16 protein-coding genes and 1 pseudogene are annotated in these 17,322 nt (G+C 36.1%); 6 read left to right on the top strand and 11 right to left on the bottom strand.

Features of this window, described 5'->3' with window-relative positions:
• The first annotated feature begins 30 nt into the window (after positions 1-30).
• On the top strand, positions 31-414 hold the full coding sequence (locus tag CYJ36_RS01525; RefSeq protein ID WP_101564146.1) for a hypothetical protein: 384 nt from the start codon (positions 31-33) through the stop codon (positions 412-414).
• Between the two features lie 389 nt (positions 415-803).
• On the opposite strand, the gene CYJ36_RS01520 is transcribed toward CYJ36_RS01525, so the two are convergent.
• The 3 genes and pseudogenes from CYJ36_RS01520 to CYJ36_RS24605 form a co-directional block, all read right to left on the bottom strand.
• Positions 804-1,163: an SMI1/KNR4 family protein gene (locus tag CYJ36_RS01520; RefSeq protein ID WP_257962363.1), complete on the bottom strand. Its 360-nt coding sequence runs from the start codon at positions 1,161-1,163 to the stop codon at positions 804-806.
• Positions 1,164-1,187: 24 nt separating this feature from the next.
• Positions 1,188-1,748 carry an HNH endonuclease gene (locus CYJ36_RS01515; RefSeq protein ID WP_257962362.1) on the bottom strand — a complete coding sequence of 187 codons (561 nt, stop codon included), beginning with the start codon at positions 1,746-1,748 and terminating at the stop codon, positions 1,188-1,190.
• A 66-nt stretch (positions 1,749-1,814) separates the two neighbouring features.
• Positions 1,815-2,000: pseudogene (locus tag CYJ36_RS24605) on the bottom strand (SMI1/KNR4 family protein); the annotation flags it as partial.
• Positions 2,001-2,143: 143 nt separating this feature from the next.
• Between CYJ36_RS24605 and CYJ36_RS01505 the strand changes: the two are divergent.
• On the top strand, positions 2,144-2,389 hold the full coding sequence (locus CYJ36_RS01505) for a helix-turn-helix transcriptional regulator (RefSeq protein ID WP_101564144.1): 246 nt from the start codon (positions 2,144-2,146) through the stop codon (positions 2,387-2,389).
• Complete coding sequence (locus CYJ36_RS01500; RefSeq protein ID WP_101564142.1) at positions 2,379-2,732, top strand: DUF2178 domain-containing protein; 354 nt, start codon at positions 2,379-2,381, stop codon at positions 2,730-2,732. The genes CYJ36_RS01505 and CYJ36_RS01500 overlap by 11 nt, the downstream gene beginning before the upstream one ends.
• A gap of 1,230 nt (positions 2,733-3,962) precedes the next feature.
• Here CYJ36_RS01500 and CYJ36_RS01495 read toward each other — a convergent pair.
• The 5 genes from CYJ36_RS01495 to CYJ36_RS01475 form a co-directional block, all read right to left on the bottom strand.
• Positions 3,963-4,313: a transposase gene (locus CYJ36_RS01495; RefSeq protein WP_101564140.1), complete on the bottom strand. Its 351-nt coding sequence runs from the start codon at positions 4,311-4,313 to the stop codon at positions 3,963-3,965.
• Between the two features lies 1 nt (position 4,314).
• Positions 4,315-6,015, bottom strand: coding sequence for a ribonuclease YeeF family protein (locus CYJ36_RS01490; protein ID WP_180850001.1), 1,701 nt, complete (start codon positions 6,013-6,015; stop codon positions 4,315-4,317).
• Between the two features lie 200 nt (positions 6,016-6,215).
• On the bottom strand, positions 6,216-7,550 hold the full coding sequence (locus tag CYJ36_RS24215; RefSeq protein ID WP_257962361.1) for a hypothetical protein: 1,335 nt from the start codon (positions 7,548-7,550) through the stop codon (positions 6,216-6,218).
• 57 nt (positions 7,551-7,607) lie between these two features.
• On the bottom strand, positions 7,608-8,564 hold the full coding sequence (locus tag CYJ36_RS01480) for a DUF3895 domain-containing protein (protein WP_101564137.1): 957 nt from the start codon (positions 8,562-8,564) through the stop codon (positions 7,608-7,610).
• An 84-nt stretch (positions 8,565-8,648) separates the two neighbouring features.
• On the bottom strand, positions 8,649-9,188 hold the full coding sequence (locus CYJ36_RS01475) for a GNAT family N-acetyltransferase (protein WP_180849999.1): 540 nt from the start codon (positions 9,186-9,188) through the stop codon (positions 8,649-8,651).
• Between the two features lie 134 nt (positions 9,189-9,322).
• On the opposite strand from CYJ36_RS01475, the gene CYJ36_RS01470 reads away from it, so the two are divergent.
• A complete protein-coding gene (locus CYJ36_RS01470; RefSeq protein ID WP_101564135.1) occupies positions 9,323-9,862 on the top strand; it encodes a GNAT family N-acetyltransferase in 540 nt (179 codons plus the stop codon).
• Positions 9,863-10,120: 258 nt separating this feature from the next.
• Positions 10,121-10,978, top strand: coding sequence for a sunset domain-containing protein (locus CYJ36_RS01465; RefSeq protein ID WP_101564133.1), 858 nt, complete (start codon positions 10,121-10,123; stop codon positions 10,976-10,978).
• A gap of 113 nt (positions 10,979-11,091) precedes the next feature.
• Here CYJ36_RS01465 and CYJ36_RS01460 read toward each other — a convergent pair whose 3' ends face one another.
• Positions 11,092-13,467 carry a DEAD/DEAH box helicase family protein gene (locus CYJ36_RS01460; protein ID WP_257962360.1) on the bottom strand — a complete coding sequence of 792 codons (2,376 nt, stop codon included), beginning with the start codon at positions 13,465-13,467 and terminating at the stop codon, positions 11,092-11,094.
• 50 nt (positions 13,468-13,517) lie between these two features.
• Positions 13,518-13,841 (bottom strand): nucleoside triphosphate pyrophosphohydrolase, encoded by a 324-nt coding sequence (locus tag CYJ36_RS01455; protein ID WP_101564129.1) that lies wholly within the window; start codon positions 13,839-13,841, stop codon positions 13,518-13,520.
• A 131-nt stretch (positions 13,842-13,972) separates the two neighbouring features.
• Here CYJ36_RS01455 and CYJ36_RS01450 point away from each other — a divergent pair, with 131 nt between their 5' ends.
• Positions 13,973-14,383 (top strand): (deoxy)nucleoside triphosphate pyrophosphohydrolase, encoded by a 411-nt coding sequence (locus CYJ36_RS01450; protein WP_101564127.1) that lies wholly within the window; start codon positions 13,973-13,975, stop codon positions 14,381-14,383.
• A gap of 5 nt (positions 14,384-14,388) precedes the next feature.
• Here the strand turns inward: CYJ36_RS01450 and CYJ36_RS01445 are convergent, their stop codons facing one another.
• On the bottom strand, positions 14,389-17,199 hold the full coding sequence (locus CYJ36_RS01445) for a DEAD/DEAH box helicase (protein ID WP_101564125.1): 2,811 nt from the start codon (positions 17,197-17,199) through the stop codon (positions 14,389-14,391).
• Positions 17,200-17,322 lie beyond the last annotated feature (123 nt).

The raw sequence follows: 17,322 nt of genomic DNA, 5'->3' as shown, positions 1-17,322 counted from the left end.
CAAAAACGACTTACTAATTGGAGGTGAAAAATGAAGAAATTATTTATTATGCTATTGTTATTACTTTCGATTTACGCATCAGGCTGTGCAGATTCAGAAACAAAGATTGTCTCTTCTAAGAATCCAGATGCATCAGAAATACTTGCACTTGAAAAAAACGCAGATCTTTTCCAATGGAATAACATTGTATATAAAACAGATGTGGATTGGGTAAATGACCTAAAATTGTCGAAGGAAAAACAACTTGGTGAGATTACTGAAAGCTATTCAGAACATTTAAATGAATTTAAAGATGGAATGGCTACCAAGCTGCAAAAAGGTTCAAAAATTTTCACGGCTAAAGAACGAGATGATATTCTTATTGTTAAGGATAACGGTAAAGTTAAATATTATTTAGCATTGGTTGAGGGATAAACAGTGCTGGATTGAAAATGGATGATTGTACGGAATACTTTCCACTTTCATTTCAATGAACACCAACAATCGGTTATCCTCAATGCCTATAGGTATATTTTCTAACTTTCTCTATTATTATTCTTATATTTTGCATAATCTTTTGAAAGGAACGTATTCATCATTAGGGAAGACAGACTCTAGTTTTTTATAATCATTAAACAAGACGATAACATTCTTTTTGAATGAGAATCGTCTTTTTGTATGTGGTTTCTTTCAATAAACATGGAACAATGATTCGAAAATTAATCTTCCTCTTTGAATGATTGTAATGAATTGATTAGTTCTGTAAAACCCGAGCACACATATGTTAAAGCTCCATTAGGATTTTCATAAGCTTCTTCATGGTCTCAAAAAACAATAGCAGGTTCATGTTTTTGTTCTCTAAAATCAAAACAGAACATATTGCCCCCTGGATCATTAGCAAATGGAATAACATTATCTATAAGTCTATCTTTAATATTTTCATAAGTTCTCAACATATCAATAGGCCTGTTATCATCCCCAAAACTTAATAAGTAATTAAGGGTCTCTCTAAATGAGTTAATGTTAACCACGTCTTTATCTAATGGTGAACAACCATTATGCTCCTTAATAAAGCCTCTATAATCTATAGGAAAATTAATAGACAATATTTCTTCGACAGAAGCGATTTCTTGCTCTGAAGCTTTTTTAAAGGTTTTTCTTTTATGCCAATCTATTTTTTGCATGTCATTTCTCCTTACTCAGAGTCTTTACCCCATATTTTTTGTCCACCATGTATGTCCAGTTTTTGAATGGATCTCACTATCTACAAGTTCCATTCTTCCTGGTTTTTGATGATGATGCCAAGTATACTTCTCAGGAGTCTTACCTGCTTTTAAATCTATTAAGTCATCTTCATCTAATTTAAGTTCTTTAATTAAATTAGGATTATTAGTTACTTGGTTATATAGTCGCTTATTTAGAATCTTAAATTGAGGTGTTCGATCTTTCATAAAATCTTTTTTATCTAAGTATAAAGTATATTTCACTTCAAAAATAGGAAATCCGTCATAATCATATGGTACTTTCGTTATTGGATGAACATCATTTTTCAAATGCCCCATCCTAAGATTAATGGTTTTTATTTTGCCATGATCATCTTTGAAAGAATATGCAGCAGCTTTTGTCATCAATTGATTTTTAAGATTATTCGAATCAACAACATTAAAAGGAACTCCCTCAAATTCCCAAGCGAACCCATACCTAGGTGTAACAAAGCTAGTATTATTTACTTGATTTAACTTATTCGAAGCAGCCTCTTTCACATTCATTACAGTGTTTTTCCCAGCGGCAAAAAAACCTTGAAAGGCATTTAGCCAATCAAGGTTTTTTATTTATCAGCTCAAAAAAGTCGGCAACTGTTTTAACCATTCTTCAAAGTTATTAGCTTCTTTATCTATACTAGTTTCTTCATGTTAATAATAGTAAACTCCTGTGTTTGGACACTCATTAGAAAGAAGGCAAAAGTAGTCACCATTACCTATACTATAAAACGGGATTAATTCTTCCTTCCATCCCCCCTGTGCCTGCCCCCCGTTGCGTTATAGCTGCATTCTGGCTTTTGTTAAATCAAATTAATCTAAGCGAAAACAAAGTTATTTTATAATTTTGTATAAGTTTACTTTGCTTTTTGTAAAATTTAGTTTATAATTTGATTCAAGAGGTGATGGTCGTGAAGAAAGATTTTGGTGATTCCATATCAAATAAGGTTTATGAATATCGTGTACTTGCCAGAATGTCTCAGCAAGAATTAGCAGAGAAGGTCGGGGTTTCCAAACAAACCATCTTCGTAATGGAAAAAGGAAATTATGTTCCGACTCTGCTGTTAGCGTTTCGAATTGCCGAATTTTTTAATGTTGATGTAAACGATATTTTTACTTATGTGAAAGGAAATGATCAAAATGAAAATTAATTTTATCTCAGATATCCATGACGCAATTTTTCACTCTTTAAGGTCCTGGGCTGAACAATCTCCGGGAAATTGGAATATCCTCATTGGTAGCGGTTTTGTATTGCTTTTAGTCGGAGGGATTCTCACATACGTATTTCAAAAAAAAATGGGTAAAGCTGACGAAAGAACAATGCAAATATCCTTAAAAAGTGCCCTCATTATGTTATGGGTAGTAATTTTGTGCGACATGATTTTCCCGAAAGAATATATGTGGCAAATTTTCATCTTATTTAAATATTCTCTTGCATTCCTCGCTTCAGGAATCTATCTAGCTGTTCGATATAAAAAAGATTTTTTTAACTAAAGAACTAAACGGGAGGATAAGAAATATAGTGGCTCTGTAGTTTTAAAAGATCTCTCTATAAAGGGAACAGAATGCTATTAAAAAAGCAATAATAATTAATAGGTTATATTAAGCAATCGGGCGCAATTGTGGAATGAGACTTAAATTTTAAACGATTTTATTGTTATTCGATTTAAGCAATGTTGTAATTCACAATACAGAGATATTAAACAACTATTAAAAACACCGTCTAGGTTAACTGTAACGGGTTCGGTTTTGAAGTACAAAATAGCAATTAGCAGTATTTTTCGCAGAAGGAAATAACAAAGAAATCACCACATAATTAGTAGGTAATTTAGCAGAAAAATTAGCACACAAAAAGCTCAGAGCCTTATAAAAGGTCTGAGCATTCATTTTCCTTAAATTATTGTAGGTAAGCACCCGTTAGTTCTATAAAGAAAATAGCTTACGGCTCCTATTGGTTATTCCCCAGTATTTCAGTTTATTCGGCACTGGGTAGTCCATCACAAAAAAACCTTGAAAAGCATTTAGCCAATCAAGGTTTTTTATTTATCAGCTCAAAAAAGTCGGCAACTGTTTTAACCATTCTTCAAAGTTATTAGCTTCTTTATCTATAGACATCGACATTCAGGAGTTAATCGAGGTGGAGTAGCCTCTCAATAATGTAATCGTTCTTTTGTACGTATAAGTTGCGAAAAAATTTTAAAGGCAGGGAGAAAACAAAGGTATCGTATTGGAGAATAAAATGGTGGTAAATGATGATTTTATGATTAATTTCTTGAGGTAGAATACATTAAATAGGCATACGTTTTAAAGGTTGTTGTACGTACTTTAGATTTTGTTAAAATATCCTATAGGGCTTACAAGGTTTATCTCTATACTGTAAATAATATGTGGTGCATTCGGCACTAGCTTTGTCATTCTCGTTAGTTTTTTAGCCATTCCATGTCATACTACCCCTGCCATGTAAAATGTCATCTCGCCTAATTATCGTACTTGTCACACTATCCTAGTATTAAAACCAAACTCCATGATGGTACTACCTTCATGAGCTCTCGATTCTCAAACAAATCATTTTCTTATTTTCTCACTCAAATATCAGCTGATTTAATATAAATTAAAATAAAAAACCTTGAAAAGCATTTAGCCAATCAAGGTAATTGAATTCATTTAAACTATTTATATATTTTAACTGTGCTCTTTATGAAGGCCTCTGTAAAAAAAATCCAATTAGCTGTTACTATCTCTTTCTTCTATGAATTCTAAAAACGAATCTTGCAGTTCTCCTTCCGTATCAATAGAATCGAGCAGTAATTTAGGTTCTAACGAACAATCTTTTAAAGTCGAACTTCCATCAATTACTCCTAGCATGTTTGAAATAGTATCAATCATAGTTTGTTCAATTATCTTCATTAATGTATCTTTATTTTCGTCAGTTAAACTATCGTAAAAACCAATAGCTTTTTCCCAATAATCATCTGTTTTAGAAGTAACATTCGTTGTTTCATACAAGTCTTTGTATAGTTGAAGGTTCTCTTTAACGATAGATTCATAAAGTGATTTAACAAAAATATCATTCATTTTATTTCCTCATTTCTGGATACATTTTTTTGTTTAATTCAATAAGTTCTTTTAAAGCAGAATTCGGTATGTCATCATAGACTCTTCTAAGTTCCCTAATATCTCTTGCCAATAACTGTCTAGGATTATCTATTCCTTTTGTACTTCTTGAAACTATTCCATTAGGTCCTTTAATGGTGTGCCCCACCTTTGGAACATTAATTGCAGGTGCAGTATTTAAATCATAATTATCTACTAATTTCTTCATTGCTGACTTCTGTCCTGCATGATGGGCATCAAGTCCTTCTACTCCTTTAATATCTTTATATGCTCCAACTTGATATTTTCCCGTACCCTTAAACAATTTATAAGTGTCCGCAGCTTTTGCCATCAACCGATCCCTCAAACCCAACGAATCAACGACATTATAAGGAACTCCCTCAAATCCCCAAGCGAACCCATAACCAGGTGTAAAAGAGCTAGTATTATTTACCTGATTTAACTTATTCGAAGCAGCCTCTTTCACATTCATTACAGTGTTTTTCCCAGCGGCAAAACCAGCTTTGCCTACTTTCTCAACACCTTTTGTGCCGATGATAGAGGTTCCAACGGTAGCAATAGCATAAGTGACCCACCGTGCTCTTGTAAAATCGTTTCCGTTTACCATATCACGTTCATAGGAACTCGCTATCGCTCCACTGATTTGAGCATAGGTTTCATCATAGTTAATGACTGCTAATCCCATATCATAGAGAACCTTTTCAGGAGGCGTCATTAGAATATTCCATAATCCCGTAGCTGTGTCCTTCGTGAAATCCCACAAACCAGCTCCGACACCTTTTAAAATTTGGCCCTGCTGTTTATTAGCTTTTATTAAACCAACTATCTCCCTCTGCTCAGCTGTCAAATTCTCTTCCCCAAGATCCTCCGCTATCTTTAAATACTCATCTAATGATAGATTCGGCGCCTCCAGCTCTTTCTGCAGCTTCTCGATATTCCTTCTTTCAGACTGTTCCTTTTTAAAAGAAAGATAGGATTTTGCCTGATGCTGCACGCTGTCTTTCATTTTATAAGCTGCGCTATTATAGTAGGCTTTTGCATCAAAATAGATTGGAGATGCCTGTCCGCCTCGACTGGTTGCATTGTTCAATGCTTCGAACCGGTTTCTTATGTGCTCTTGTACTGCTTCGGATTGCTGATATTCATAGGTCAATTTTTCCGTAAGTTCATTGACTTTGTCAATCGTTGTCTTGCGTTCTTTTTCTGCCTTGTCTATGTGGGTATCGAATGTGTGAGTTTGAAAAGGCTGGAGACTGACGAGGTCATCAATGCTCCGCAAAATGTTGTCTAAGTCCTGTTTCTGATCAGAGACCAAGTCCTTTGATCTCCTATACCCATTTAATAAATCACTTTCCAAAAAATCCATGTCCACATATGTATGACCTGATAATTTAAACTCCTCAGCTTCAGCTGCAACTCCACGCAAAAACGCAATCTGCATGTCAATGAATGTGAGCCATTCATTAACGATTGACGCCTGTTCTTCGTAAAAACTCTTTATCGCGTTTGCGCCTTCTCCTTGAAACTCATCGCCGGAATTCGCGATTCCCTTGAACGTCTTTTTTAAAACCAGCAGTTGTTCTCTTAAATCTTTATATTGGTTTGCACGGTTTTCCATCGCAGAAATCAGAGTGTCAGCTTCATAGACTGCATTCAGAAACAACCGCTCCTCTCTTCTCATATATTTCCAATTCTATCTTAGCACTAGGAAATATGATTTTGAATGAATCAAATTTCACAGTTTTTTCAACAAAGAGAGTTTTAATAGTATGAAATTCACATAATCTCCTTTCACTTTGTACCATTCATATCATTTATTGAAATAAAATAAGAGACATGAAACTGCATCATGTCCCTTTCGCCTTAAAATATAATCCCCAATCCGGCAAAAGCAAGATCCTCACAATCTACTTTTTGGACATAGCTTTCTTTCTCAAATGTATGTGTGTACCGGCTCAGTTTAATCATGCCTATATCATTCTTTGTATAAAAAACGATTGTCGGTCTGTCATTCTTATAGAAGAAAGCAGGACGCAGCGAGGTTGGGATTGTTTTAAATTCGCTCCAATCGTCTAGTGTATATAAATAGTCTTTTACACTCTCCGCTTCTTTGTATTCATACTCATCTAAAGGCAATATATCCTCTGCACTCCAATAGCACCCATGCCACATCGCTCCAAATTCACCGAGTTCATGGTACGCGATGGCTGCCTGCAAATAAGAAAGCGGCGAATAATCCCCATCCACTGCATGCATGACATTTTCACAGGCAAAATCCGGTTTAGGATGCTCCATACTTTGCTCATCTGAATACATACATTCTTCTGGAGGCGGCAATTCTCGCTCATGTGGAATGGCCCACACAACAGAATTCCCATTTCCTCCAGCTGAATATTGATAGGCTCTTAGTTTAAAGCCTTTTCGTATACTTAACTGTGAAAAAATTTGAATCACCTGTTCTGGATTATCCCTTGAAATCGTCCAGCCATAATCCTCATCCCGATAAGTATAAAAGGGGCCGAGATAGATGTTGGGCCGAGTAGCAGCCGCGGTAAATTCAATTTTCGGAGAGGAATTAGAAACTTTTATTTCCTGCAAGTATAATTGATGAAGTTCTTCTATCATTTTTTCTCTTTGCGTACTGACAAGAGGGCAGACATGATAAAAATCTCCATTACTATTCTTCTTTCCAAATGAAGGAATGCCAGCTAGTTTTATTTGATCAAGCCAGCTTCTTTTAAGCTGCTTCAAAAAACTGTATGTATGATTATTTTTGACTCCCCACCCCATACAAATCCAGGGATTCTTTTTCAGCTCACTCAATGAAACTTCCATATCAGATTGAAGAACAATTCCTCTTCCAGCCCAATACTCAATTTGAGCAATTGCTTCACTGTCTCTTGTATTTTGCAAAGTAAATAAGTTATACAAATTGACTCTTCCGTTTAGCTGCTCATCATCATAAAAGGTTTCAATCAATTTGGTCACTTGTCTCATCGTAGGATCTAAGGAAATCTGTGTTTTCACTTTTTCTCCATCATTCAACTGGCTTACAGCATGATCACTCGCACTTCCCGGATTTAAAAGCAAAAAGCTGCCGATCGATTGTTCACTCTCTCCCCATTGCAGATAAGCAGACTCGCGAAAAATAAGATTCTTCTTTTTAAGAAACGTCCCGAACGCATGTGGCTGGTTCATTTTCGTCACCCTGTCCCATTTAATTTTCTTAAGCTTCCTTTATCCAAACCATAGCACTTATCGAACAGAATACCACCGATCCTCAAACGTCTTGCTGTCTAACCTGCAGGCTCCCTGATCAACCAGCTGATCCAGCACCATGGCGACATAACCAAATGCCTTCGGTTTCCCAGAATCGTAATACCCTTTGAAATCATGGCTAATCTCATTCATTTCTTCACAGACCTCAAGCACACTTATCGTTCCAGCAGTTTCTATTAATTGAATGATGAACTGATGAACCTTATCTCCTAAAGGAGAACGCAAATTAGGGATGACACTTATCTTTTTCGGTTCTGCTCTAAGGATGGTATTGACAGCGGGAGCATTTGTTTTGACCATTCCTGTTGTCTGCTTACTTCTTCTCATTTCCTCAAGCTGCTGCAGCTGTCGTTTCTTATTGAGTTCTTGCTTTTCTTTATAAACCATCCGGGACAATCTGCTAATCTGCCTATCTAACAATGGCAATTTTAGAAAAATATGATCTTGAATTTCCTGCGGAAGATCGATTTCAAATTCTTTGGCCAATGTGAGGATCATAGAATCCCAGCCATTCAAAACTTTATATAAAATCTCATCCAGTTCAAAATCAATCTGCGTAAATCCCTTTATGATGTCTTTCACAACAGATGCAGGAATTCCGGTATGAAATTCAAAATGATCTTTTCCGAACTTCTTGATTTCTCCTGTCTCTGTATTCTTCACAATGTACTGATACCTCAGTGGCATTCCACACTCACACCGATACGGACGATTTCCAAGACCACCGTCCAGGAGTTCAATAAATTCCCACTCCTGAATTTCCCGATCCAGTTCTTGATCAGAACCCCGATAGGTCCCTTTGCTCCTGGCTAGCTCATTTGAAAAAAGAGTCCGTTTTCCGCGTTTCATTTGATCAAGCAGATACGAACGCTGGTCTTCTGTTAAACTGTCCAGGATTTCCGTTCGCTCATGTGTTTCAAAATAATAGTTCATGGATGCCACCTCCCTCCCTATTATTCTTGCTTGTCCACTATTTTCCTTGTTAAGATTTTATAAATTTGCTACAAATTAATCCGACTAAGAAATGGCATTTAAATGAAATAACAGGGATCTATCATTCGTGGTTCTTTTCCATATCATATGGTCACTTCCCGCACACCAATAATCCTTCAGCAAATAATCAGGTTCTCCAAACTTCTTCGTCCAGACGTTCTGAGCATTTTTATATCCACTATCCAGACAAAAATCGTTGATTCCTCTATTCTGCAAAGTAAGAATCATTAAATTTAGAAGCAAAGTCCCTAAACCTCGTCTTTGGTAATCGGGATGAACAAAAACGGTACCTACCTCGATATCTTCTCTATACGCTCCCTCTGTGCAAGTAGTAATCAGTTCACTAACAGGACCATATTCGATTGAACCAACTATCTCATTTTCATATAATGCGATTAAAAAATACCGATTTTCCCCGTTGCTATCCAAGTCCGTTTTTAAGTATTGTTTCTTGCTTTCAATTTCATCTTTTATATCATCAAGCAGTCCCGATAATCCTTCCCTATCAAACGTATCCCTAATAACTTTACTGAAAAATTGATTCAGTTCTTCTATGTCTTCCATTCTTGGTCTTCTTATCTCGACATTTATGTCAATCACTTCCTAACCTTTAAAACGATTTCCATCCATCATATTCCACCTTCTATCTTGTATATCCTTTATATTTCGATACAATTAAGAGGGAAGGGGATGATTAAATGATTAAAAATGAAACCATACATATAAGACCTTTTACAGTGGAGGATGCAGAAGAAAGACTTCAGCTCCAGCTCAAAAACCGCGAGTTCTTTGAACAATTCTCCATGATCCGCACACCTGATTTCTACACCATGGAAACTCAGCGCAGCTTGATCCAAGAATACGAACAAAAAAGCAAAGAAGACACCGAATATCAATTCGGCATCTTCCTGAATGAGGACAATCGCTTACTCGGCACCATCAGTCTCTTCCAAGTCATGCGGTACTCTCTCCAAAGTGCTGTCCTAGGCTACTTCCTGGATAAGGATCACAACGGAAAAGGCTACACAACCCAAGCGGTCAAACTCATAGTCAAGTATGCCTTCGAAGAACTCAAACTCCACCGCATCGAAGCCGGCGTCATGCCTCACAACATTGGATCTATTCGTGTACTTGAGAAAGCAGGATTTCATAAAGAAGGACTTGCGAGAAAGAATGTGAAGATTAATGGGAAGTGGGAGGATCATGAGGTATTGGCGATTTTGAATCCGGATGATTGAATAATGTATCAAATAAAATATCACCTTTTGGATATGAAGTTATTTCATATCCTTATTTGTTTTATACCACGAAAAAAATATAAAAAGGAATTTTCTGTTACAAAATAAGATTTTCCCTTTATAATAAAAAAGTGATTTGTACTCTTTTTCTATATAAAGAGAGATGGAAAAGAAATACTATTACAATAAAAAATCGGGGGTTTTATTATTAATCGTGGTAGAAAAATAATTGGTTACCGTTCAAGAACTGGATGGAAAATGTTTCTTGCGTCACTTTTTTATACTTTTCTAATTTTGTTACTTTTAAGTTTTATCTTACCTGAATCAGAAATAATATCTAATATAGCGGCGACAGGAGTTTTCATTAGTATTCTTGCTCTAATTGTCGGCCTGATTAAACCAAGATTAGTATTACCTATGGTTCACTTCCAAACAAGAAGAAAAGTCCTATATACATACATCTACTTATTTTTCATTTGTTTCTTTATGGTTGGATTTTTAGGTGAAGCTCAAGTTGCTGAACCTACAAAAACGAAAGAAAAATCTACAGAAATGCTTGCTGCGGCAGAAGATAAAAAGAACAAACAAATTGCCCTTGTAGAAAAGGATAAAGAAGACGAAAAACTTAAAGTTCAAGAAGAAGCAGATAAAAAAGAAGCTGAACGTGAAGCTCAAGAGCAAGCTGCTGCCAAACAAGAAGCCGAGCGAAAAGCTCAAGAACAAGCTGCTGCCAAACAAGAAGCTGAACGCAAAGCTCAAGAGCAAGCTGCTGCCAAACAAGAAGCTGAACGCAAAGCTCAAGAGCAAGCTGCTGTCAAACAAGAAGCTGAGCGAAAAGCTCAAGAGCAAGCTGCTGCCAAACAAGAAGCCGAGCGAAAGACTCAAACCTCAAAACAAAGTACTGGAACAAGTGGTAATGGAGAAGCATTTGTAAATGACCCAAGTGATGATAAAGAATCTAATTTATCTTGCAAAGGACAAATAAAGGGAAATATGAACTCTAAAATTTATCATATGCCTGGTGGTGCCTACTATGATAAAACACAGGATGATATACAGTGGTTCTGTTCTCCAGAAGAAGCAGAAAAAGCTGGTTTTAGAGCATCTCAAAGATAATTTCTTATTCCCAGATATAATTAATTTATTTCACTAGACATTTACTATAGAAGTATGTGACTGGTCTAAGGTTACCCCATTTTAGTTATCAAAAAAGGATAAATCCCAAAGATTTATCCTTTTTTTACAATTTGATTCTCTTTTCTCTCAAAATAATGATGCAAACGATACTCACAGATTTCTTTGGTCCATCGATACAATTGCACCGCATCTTTTTCATTCACTGAAAGATTAAAAGAGAATTCCCCTTCATTAAAGATAACCAAACCATTCGAACTCCCGCTCCACATAGTCATCGGCATATCTCTTATGAGTTTGGCTACTTTATTCAAATCTCCGTTCCACATTTCCATGGCTGCTTTTCCTGAAAAATCAATGTTTCTTCTATACTCTTTTTCGGTCATATACTTAAAGAAAAATGGCGCCGCCTCTTCCGGTGTAACTGGCTTCAGCCAGTTTTCAGGACCTTTGTTAAGCATATAGAGAAGCACGATCATTTTATAGCTCTTCGTCATACCTGTCTTCTCAACTTCAGCAAACCAATCCTTATATGCTTCAAAAACTCTTCTTTCATTTGCATGGAGCTCATCTGCCCAATTTAAGAAAGCTGGGTAAGATTTAAATTCACTTTTATAGGCCGAAGCTGGCTCTGCTCCCTTTAAATGAAGCTCCAAATACAAAGGCCTTTTCCCAAGTTCTTCTTTTACCCTATTGTAATTAGCCAGCAGCATCTCTTTTCGCGGCTGCTTTTTCTTAATCATTTCATTCAGCAAATCAATGACTTTCATCTCTAAATCAAGCACACAATTTGCAGGCAACGTTGGCAAAACACCTGATTTTTTCTGATCTGCCACAGGAACCCTTAACAAACTAAGCTTAAGGTCTGCATTTCGATAGTTTCCGATTAAATCGATAATGACACATTTTTCTTTATCAGGATGAAGCCTTAGTCCCCGTCCTATTTGCTGTGTAAACACGGTCAATGATTCTGTCGGTCTGACAAATAAAAGAGTGTCGACAGACGGAATATCGACCCCTTCATTGAAAAGGTTCACTGTGAAAATCGCATCCAGTTCCCCTCGATCAAGTTGCTCTATGATGAAATTCCTATTCAGTCCTTTATACTGCGAATGCAAGCTTACTGTTCTGTAGCCTCTATCTGTAAAAGCCTGTGATAAAAAGTCAGCTTGTCGAATAGAAGAACAAAAGACTATCGTCCGAGACTGTTTATGAGTCTCCCAGGCCTCTATTATTTTATCTGCCATCCCTTGTCTGAGCTGTGCGGCCAAAAGCTCTTCTTCATCATATCTTGTACCCAGCCAAGAAATCCTGGAGTAATCTGTATCATCGTATACACCTACATACTTGAATGCAGACAGCCAATTCTTTTCAATCGCTTCAAGAAAATCAATTTTATACGCTACATTTCCTTTACAGAGATCGTACACATCACGATTATCATTGCGATTTGGAGTTGCTGTTATTCCGAGTAAAAAAGCAGGCTTAAAATAATTGATCACTTTTCGATAGGAAGCAGCAGCGGCATGATGAAATTCATCGACAATGATCAAATCAAAATCATGCGCATCAAACACTTCCAAATGCTTTTTTCTGCTTAAAGTCTGAATAGAAGCAAAAACAATAGAAGCATTTGAATCTTTTATTTTGCCATTATAGATTCCAAGAGATCGATTTTGTATAATCTTTTCAAAAGATTCCTTTGCCTGATAAAGAATTTCTTCTAAATGAGCAATAAATAAAATTCTTGGAAACTTCTCTGCAAAAAATCCAGCTAAGTATGTTTTCCCCAAGCCAGTGGCCATCACCACCATTGCAGAATCGTATCCAGATTCATATGCAGTATTTAATTCTTCCAATGCTTCAATTTGTGCAAATCGTGGTTGAATTGTTCCGTAAAATGCAGGAGGATCCTTAACAATATCTGTTTTGTCCCCCGGAACAGGAAACATTATATCCTGCTCTTCTAATGTAGTCCACTTTTTCACGAGTTGAGTCGTTTTCGCATGGAAGTTTTCATATTCTGACTTATACAATTTTGCTGTTACTTCATTTAAAGCAATTGTCTGTTCATGATGGAAAACTTCAAGAAACGTCTGCGCAGCGGTTAAAAATAAGTCCCCATCAGACTCTTCATCTATTTCAACGTTCCATTCATATCCCTTTGTTAATGCAGATCTTGAAAGATTAGAGGATCCAATTATAGATGTACCATTTCTCTCATCTTCAAATAAGTAGGCTTTTGGATGAAAGCTAACCCCTTTGCTTTTCCACATCCGAACTTCAATTGATGGATGGATTGCAGCAAGCTTCTCGACGGCTTTAGGTTGAGTAATGTACAAATAGTCTCCTGTACAGATTTTGATGTCGGCGTTCCTTTCAGCAGATTTCCGCAATGGGATCTCTAATAGATCGACGCCAGATTTCATGACAAATGATGTTAAGATATAAATGGTATCAGCCGTTTCCATTTTTTCTATCAGTCGCTCTACAAGTTGATTTGTTAGTAACTGGACCTTACTCAATCTTCAACATCTACTAAGAAAATTCGTTCCTGAAATCCCCCACGTTTTTCAGCTTTCTTCTTGCGAATTTCTTCTACTTTATCAATCGACGAACCATGAACAGCCGCGAATGCATGGAGAATCTCAAGCAGATCTGCAAGCTCCTCCAAAGCTTCTTCATTATTTTCAGCTTCCATATATTCTTCAAGTTCTTCATAGCTTTTCTTTTTTAGTTCTTTTATGTATTCTTCTTGAGATAAGATTGTTGTTTGAAATGATTTTCCTGTACGTTCAATTACTTCCGGGATGCGATCTCGGACTAGTTTGTTGTAGGTTGGCATGAGAAAACTCCTTCATTATAGTTTTTTCTAATTAATCCCTATTTTACAGGATAAGAGAATAAGAGAAAAATCTTTTTCCACTGTCTCACTATGATAAAATATAGTTGAAATTATTTAGGGAGGATTCCACCTTGAAAAAATCACTAAAAGTTGTCGCAGCAATCATCGAAAACGATCAAAACGAAATCCTCTGCGCGTTAAGATCTCCGGAGATGGCTATTCCGAACATGTGGGAGTTCCCTGGAGGAAAGGTAGAAAAGGACGAAGATATCTATTCTGCTTTGATTCGAGAGATCGATGAGGAATTGGGATGTACGATTGTTACCGATTATTTATTTCATGAACATACACATGAATATGAAACATTTATTATTACTCTTTTATGTATTAAAGCTCGCATTAAAGAAGGATCTCCTGCACCAAGTGAGCATTCTAAATTGATTTGGCTAAAGCGTGAAAATCTTGCTTCATTGAATTGGGCACCAGCTGATATTCCAGCGGTTGAAGCGTTAATAAATGAAAAAATAGTCTTCTCAGGTTGAGAAGACTATACTTTTACAACGAATTCTGTATAAAGAGATGCAGGAAGTTCGTGTTCTAATTGAATTTGAACGGTTATTGGTTTTTCTCCCTCGTATTCAAATACGTCTCCCTTTCCTATATAAATATAGGGTTCTACTTTTCCATCAATTTCTTTATATTTTCTTAGGAACAAATGAAGCTGAATACCTCTAGCTTTATTGAATATTATATTCTTCCCACGTTCAGAGCTTTGGCTTGTACTGTTTGGGGTCTGCCATTGGAATGTGTATTCATTGATGAGTTTATCCTGATAGTTGATACTTTCTTTGATATTCTCTTCTTTGTGTAAATCGATAAAGAGGAAATAATCGTTCCCATTTGTCAGTAATCCTGAGCCTCTAAATGCGCTATGAATTTTTCGATAGTTGGATAGGAGCGCTGCATCGATCATTTGATATTGTTCATAAAGCTTAAAGTGTGGCAATCCATAGTCTGTATTCTTAAATTCCTTTTCATATCGGAAAATACCATAATTCACGATATCCTCTATAAATCTTTTGTACTCAGGATTTTTCAACACTCTTGAAAAACCTACTGTTTTCCGAAGTATTCCTTGTTCTAAATCGCCCAGTTTCAATTTACTCTTTTTTTGAACGCTGTCAAAGTAATCATGATTTATGCATTCAAACGCATGATAGACACTATCTTCATGGACCTCTGTCACATATTTTAATATCTCAACCTTCGCACGTTCTATAGAAATCATCTCATTTTCCATTAAATATTTTATGATCACAAATTCATAAACTCTCTTTAATGGGAGCATATCAGATAGTTCTTTTAAGGCACTTTCGAATGCTTCATTACTCAGCAAACCCTTGAGATCATCATCCTTCTCAACTTTACTCAGGAACTTTAAATACGTTTTTTCCTTTTGAATAAATTTAATCGGATCAGGTGCCCCATCAAACATTAAATAATCCAGTAATAAATATGGAATATGACCTTGGTTCATTTTCTTAAACTCGAAGTACTCTTCTTTCAAATATTTCATAGAGTTAAAATTCTCGTTATCGATCTGTTCGAGAATCCGTTCCTGTGAAATCCGATCCATCTGAATATGAGTACACCCAGGAATATTAGCAAAATCTGTTGCAATTGCAACCTTTAAACTTTCTTTGTCATAATACCTGCTTCCGTTTAAGGCAAGCGCAATTAAAAATGCTTTATTGTGATTTCCGATAAAATCAAGAACTGTTAGGAAGCTCTTGCTTTCGTGTTTCCGCAATCCCCGTCCGAGTTGTTGTATGAAAACAATCGGGCTGTTTGTAGGTCGAAGCATTAACACGGAATTAACCGATGGGATATCGACACCTTCATTAAAAATATCCACGGTGAAAATAATTTCTAACGCATCTTCGTCGTCCTCTAATCGCTTCATAAAGTATGAGCGCTGGTCAACGGAATTCTCTCCCGACAATGCTACACTGTTATAGCCTCTTTTATTAAATTCCTCCGCCATGTAATGTGCGTGATCTACGCTTGCACAAAAGCCCAGACACTTTCTCTTTTTCCCATCGTGGCCGTAGAAATTCATTTTTTCAATAATGAAGTCTACTCTTTCATTTACTTTTAAGCGTTTCGTAACCTCAGCAATATTATCAATATCGACATCACTTAGATCAATTCCAGCTATATCCGTAATGCCAAAGTAATGAAATGGGATAATCAGCTCATCATCTAACGCTTCATGCAATCGCACTTCAATTGCTACATTATTATCAAATAATTCAAAGACATTATGGTTGTCACATCGTTCAGGCGTAGCAGTCATTCCTAATGTGAAGTCTGGCTCGAAATAATTTAGGACTGCCTCATAGCTTGGACTTGTTGCGTGGTGGGCTTCGTCAAAAATAATGTAGTCGAATTCGTCTTTTCTAAATTCTTGATAGCACCTAGAAAGCGTCTGAATGGTTGTAAACACATAATCTGCATCCTTCTGCTTGTGATTTCCTGTTAACAAACCAAACGTTTTCGCTTCATTCACGATCAGTTTTTCAAACGTTTCCTTTGCTTTTTTCAAAATTTCTTCTCTATGTACAATAAAAAGCAGCCTGCGAGGTCTGAAATGTTTCACATCGAAAGCTGACATATACGTTTTCCCTGTACCTGTTGCGGCAATAACTAAAGCTTTGCTTTCTCCAAAAGAACGTAACCTTTCGAGATTTTCCATCGCTCTTTTCTGCATTCTATTCGGAATAATATAGTCGGAATTTTCATAGATAAGATTCTGTTTCGTTGTAATAGCAGTCAGCTTACTTAGAAAATCTTCATATCTTTTAAGAAAGTCTTCATCTGCCTCCGCACTTCTCTCCCAAAGCTGATTGTATTCACTTAGCACCTCTTTAATAAAAAGAGTATCCTCTTTTGTCATGATTTTAACATTCCACTCAATATTACTTTTTAATGCACTTTGCGTTAAGTTAGAAGATCCAATGAATACCTTATAATGATCAACATATTCAAAAATATAAGCCTTCGTATGAAACCCGATTTCCTTGTCTGTCACAAATACCTTTAAATCGATATGTTCAAAGTCCTTTATTTTCCGAAGGGCCTTTGCTTCCGTAAAATTGAGATATGTAGAGGTAATGATCTTCCCTTTAATTCCTCGCTTTTCTGCTTCTTTAAAAGAATCTAGTAAAAGCTGGAGACCGCTAAAATTGATAAATGCTACACTGAAATAAAACCGTTCACATTCTAGAATGGAGCGTGATAGTTCATTTAATAAATTCCCTTTATCTGAGTTAACGATCAATTTTTCTTCGATGATCATATAAAATCTCCTGACGACCTGAATTAATAATAGATAAGTAAAATTCTACTATATTAGGAATAAAATAAAAATAGACTTTACTAAATTTGATAATCCATACCAAGAAGTAATAGTATTAGATAT

This window comes from Bacillus sp. UMB0893 (genome assembly GCF_002858905.1).
GTDB lineage: Bacteria > Bacillota > Bacilli > Bacillales > Bacillaceae > Bacillus_P.
The sequence above is the reverse complement of the archived record's forward strand: the minus strand, read 5'-3'. Positions and strand labels throughout refer to the sequence as shown.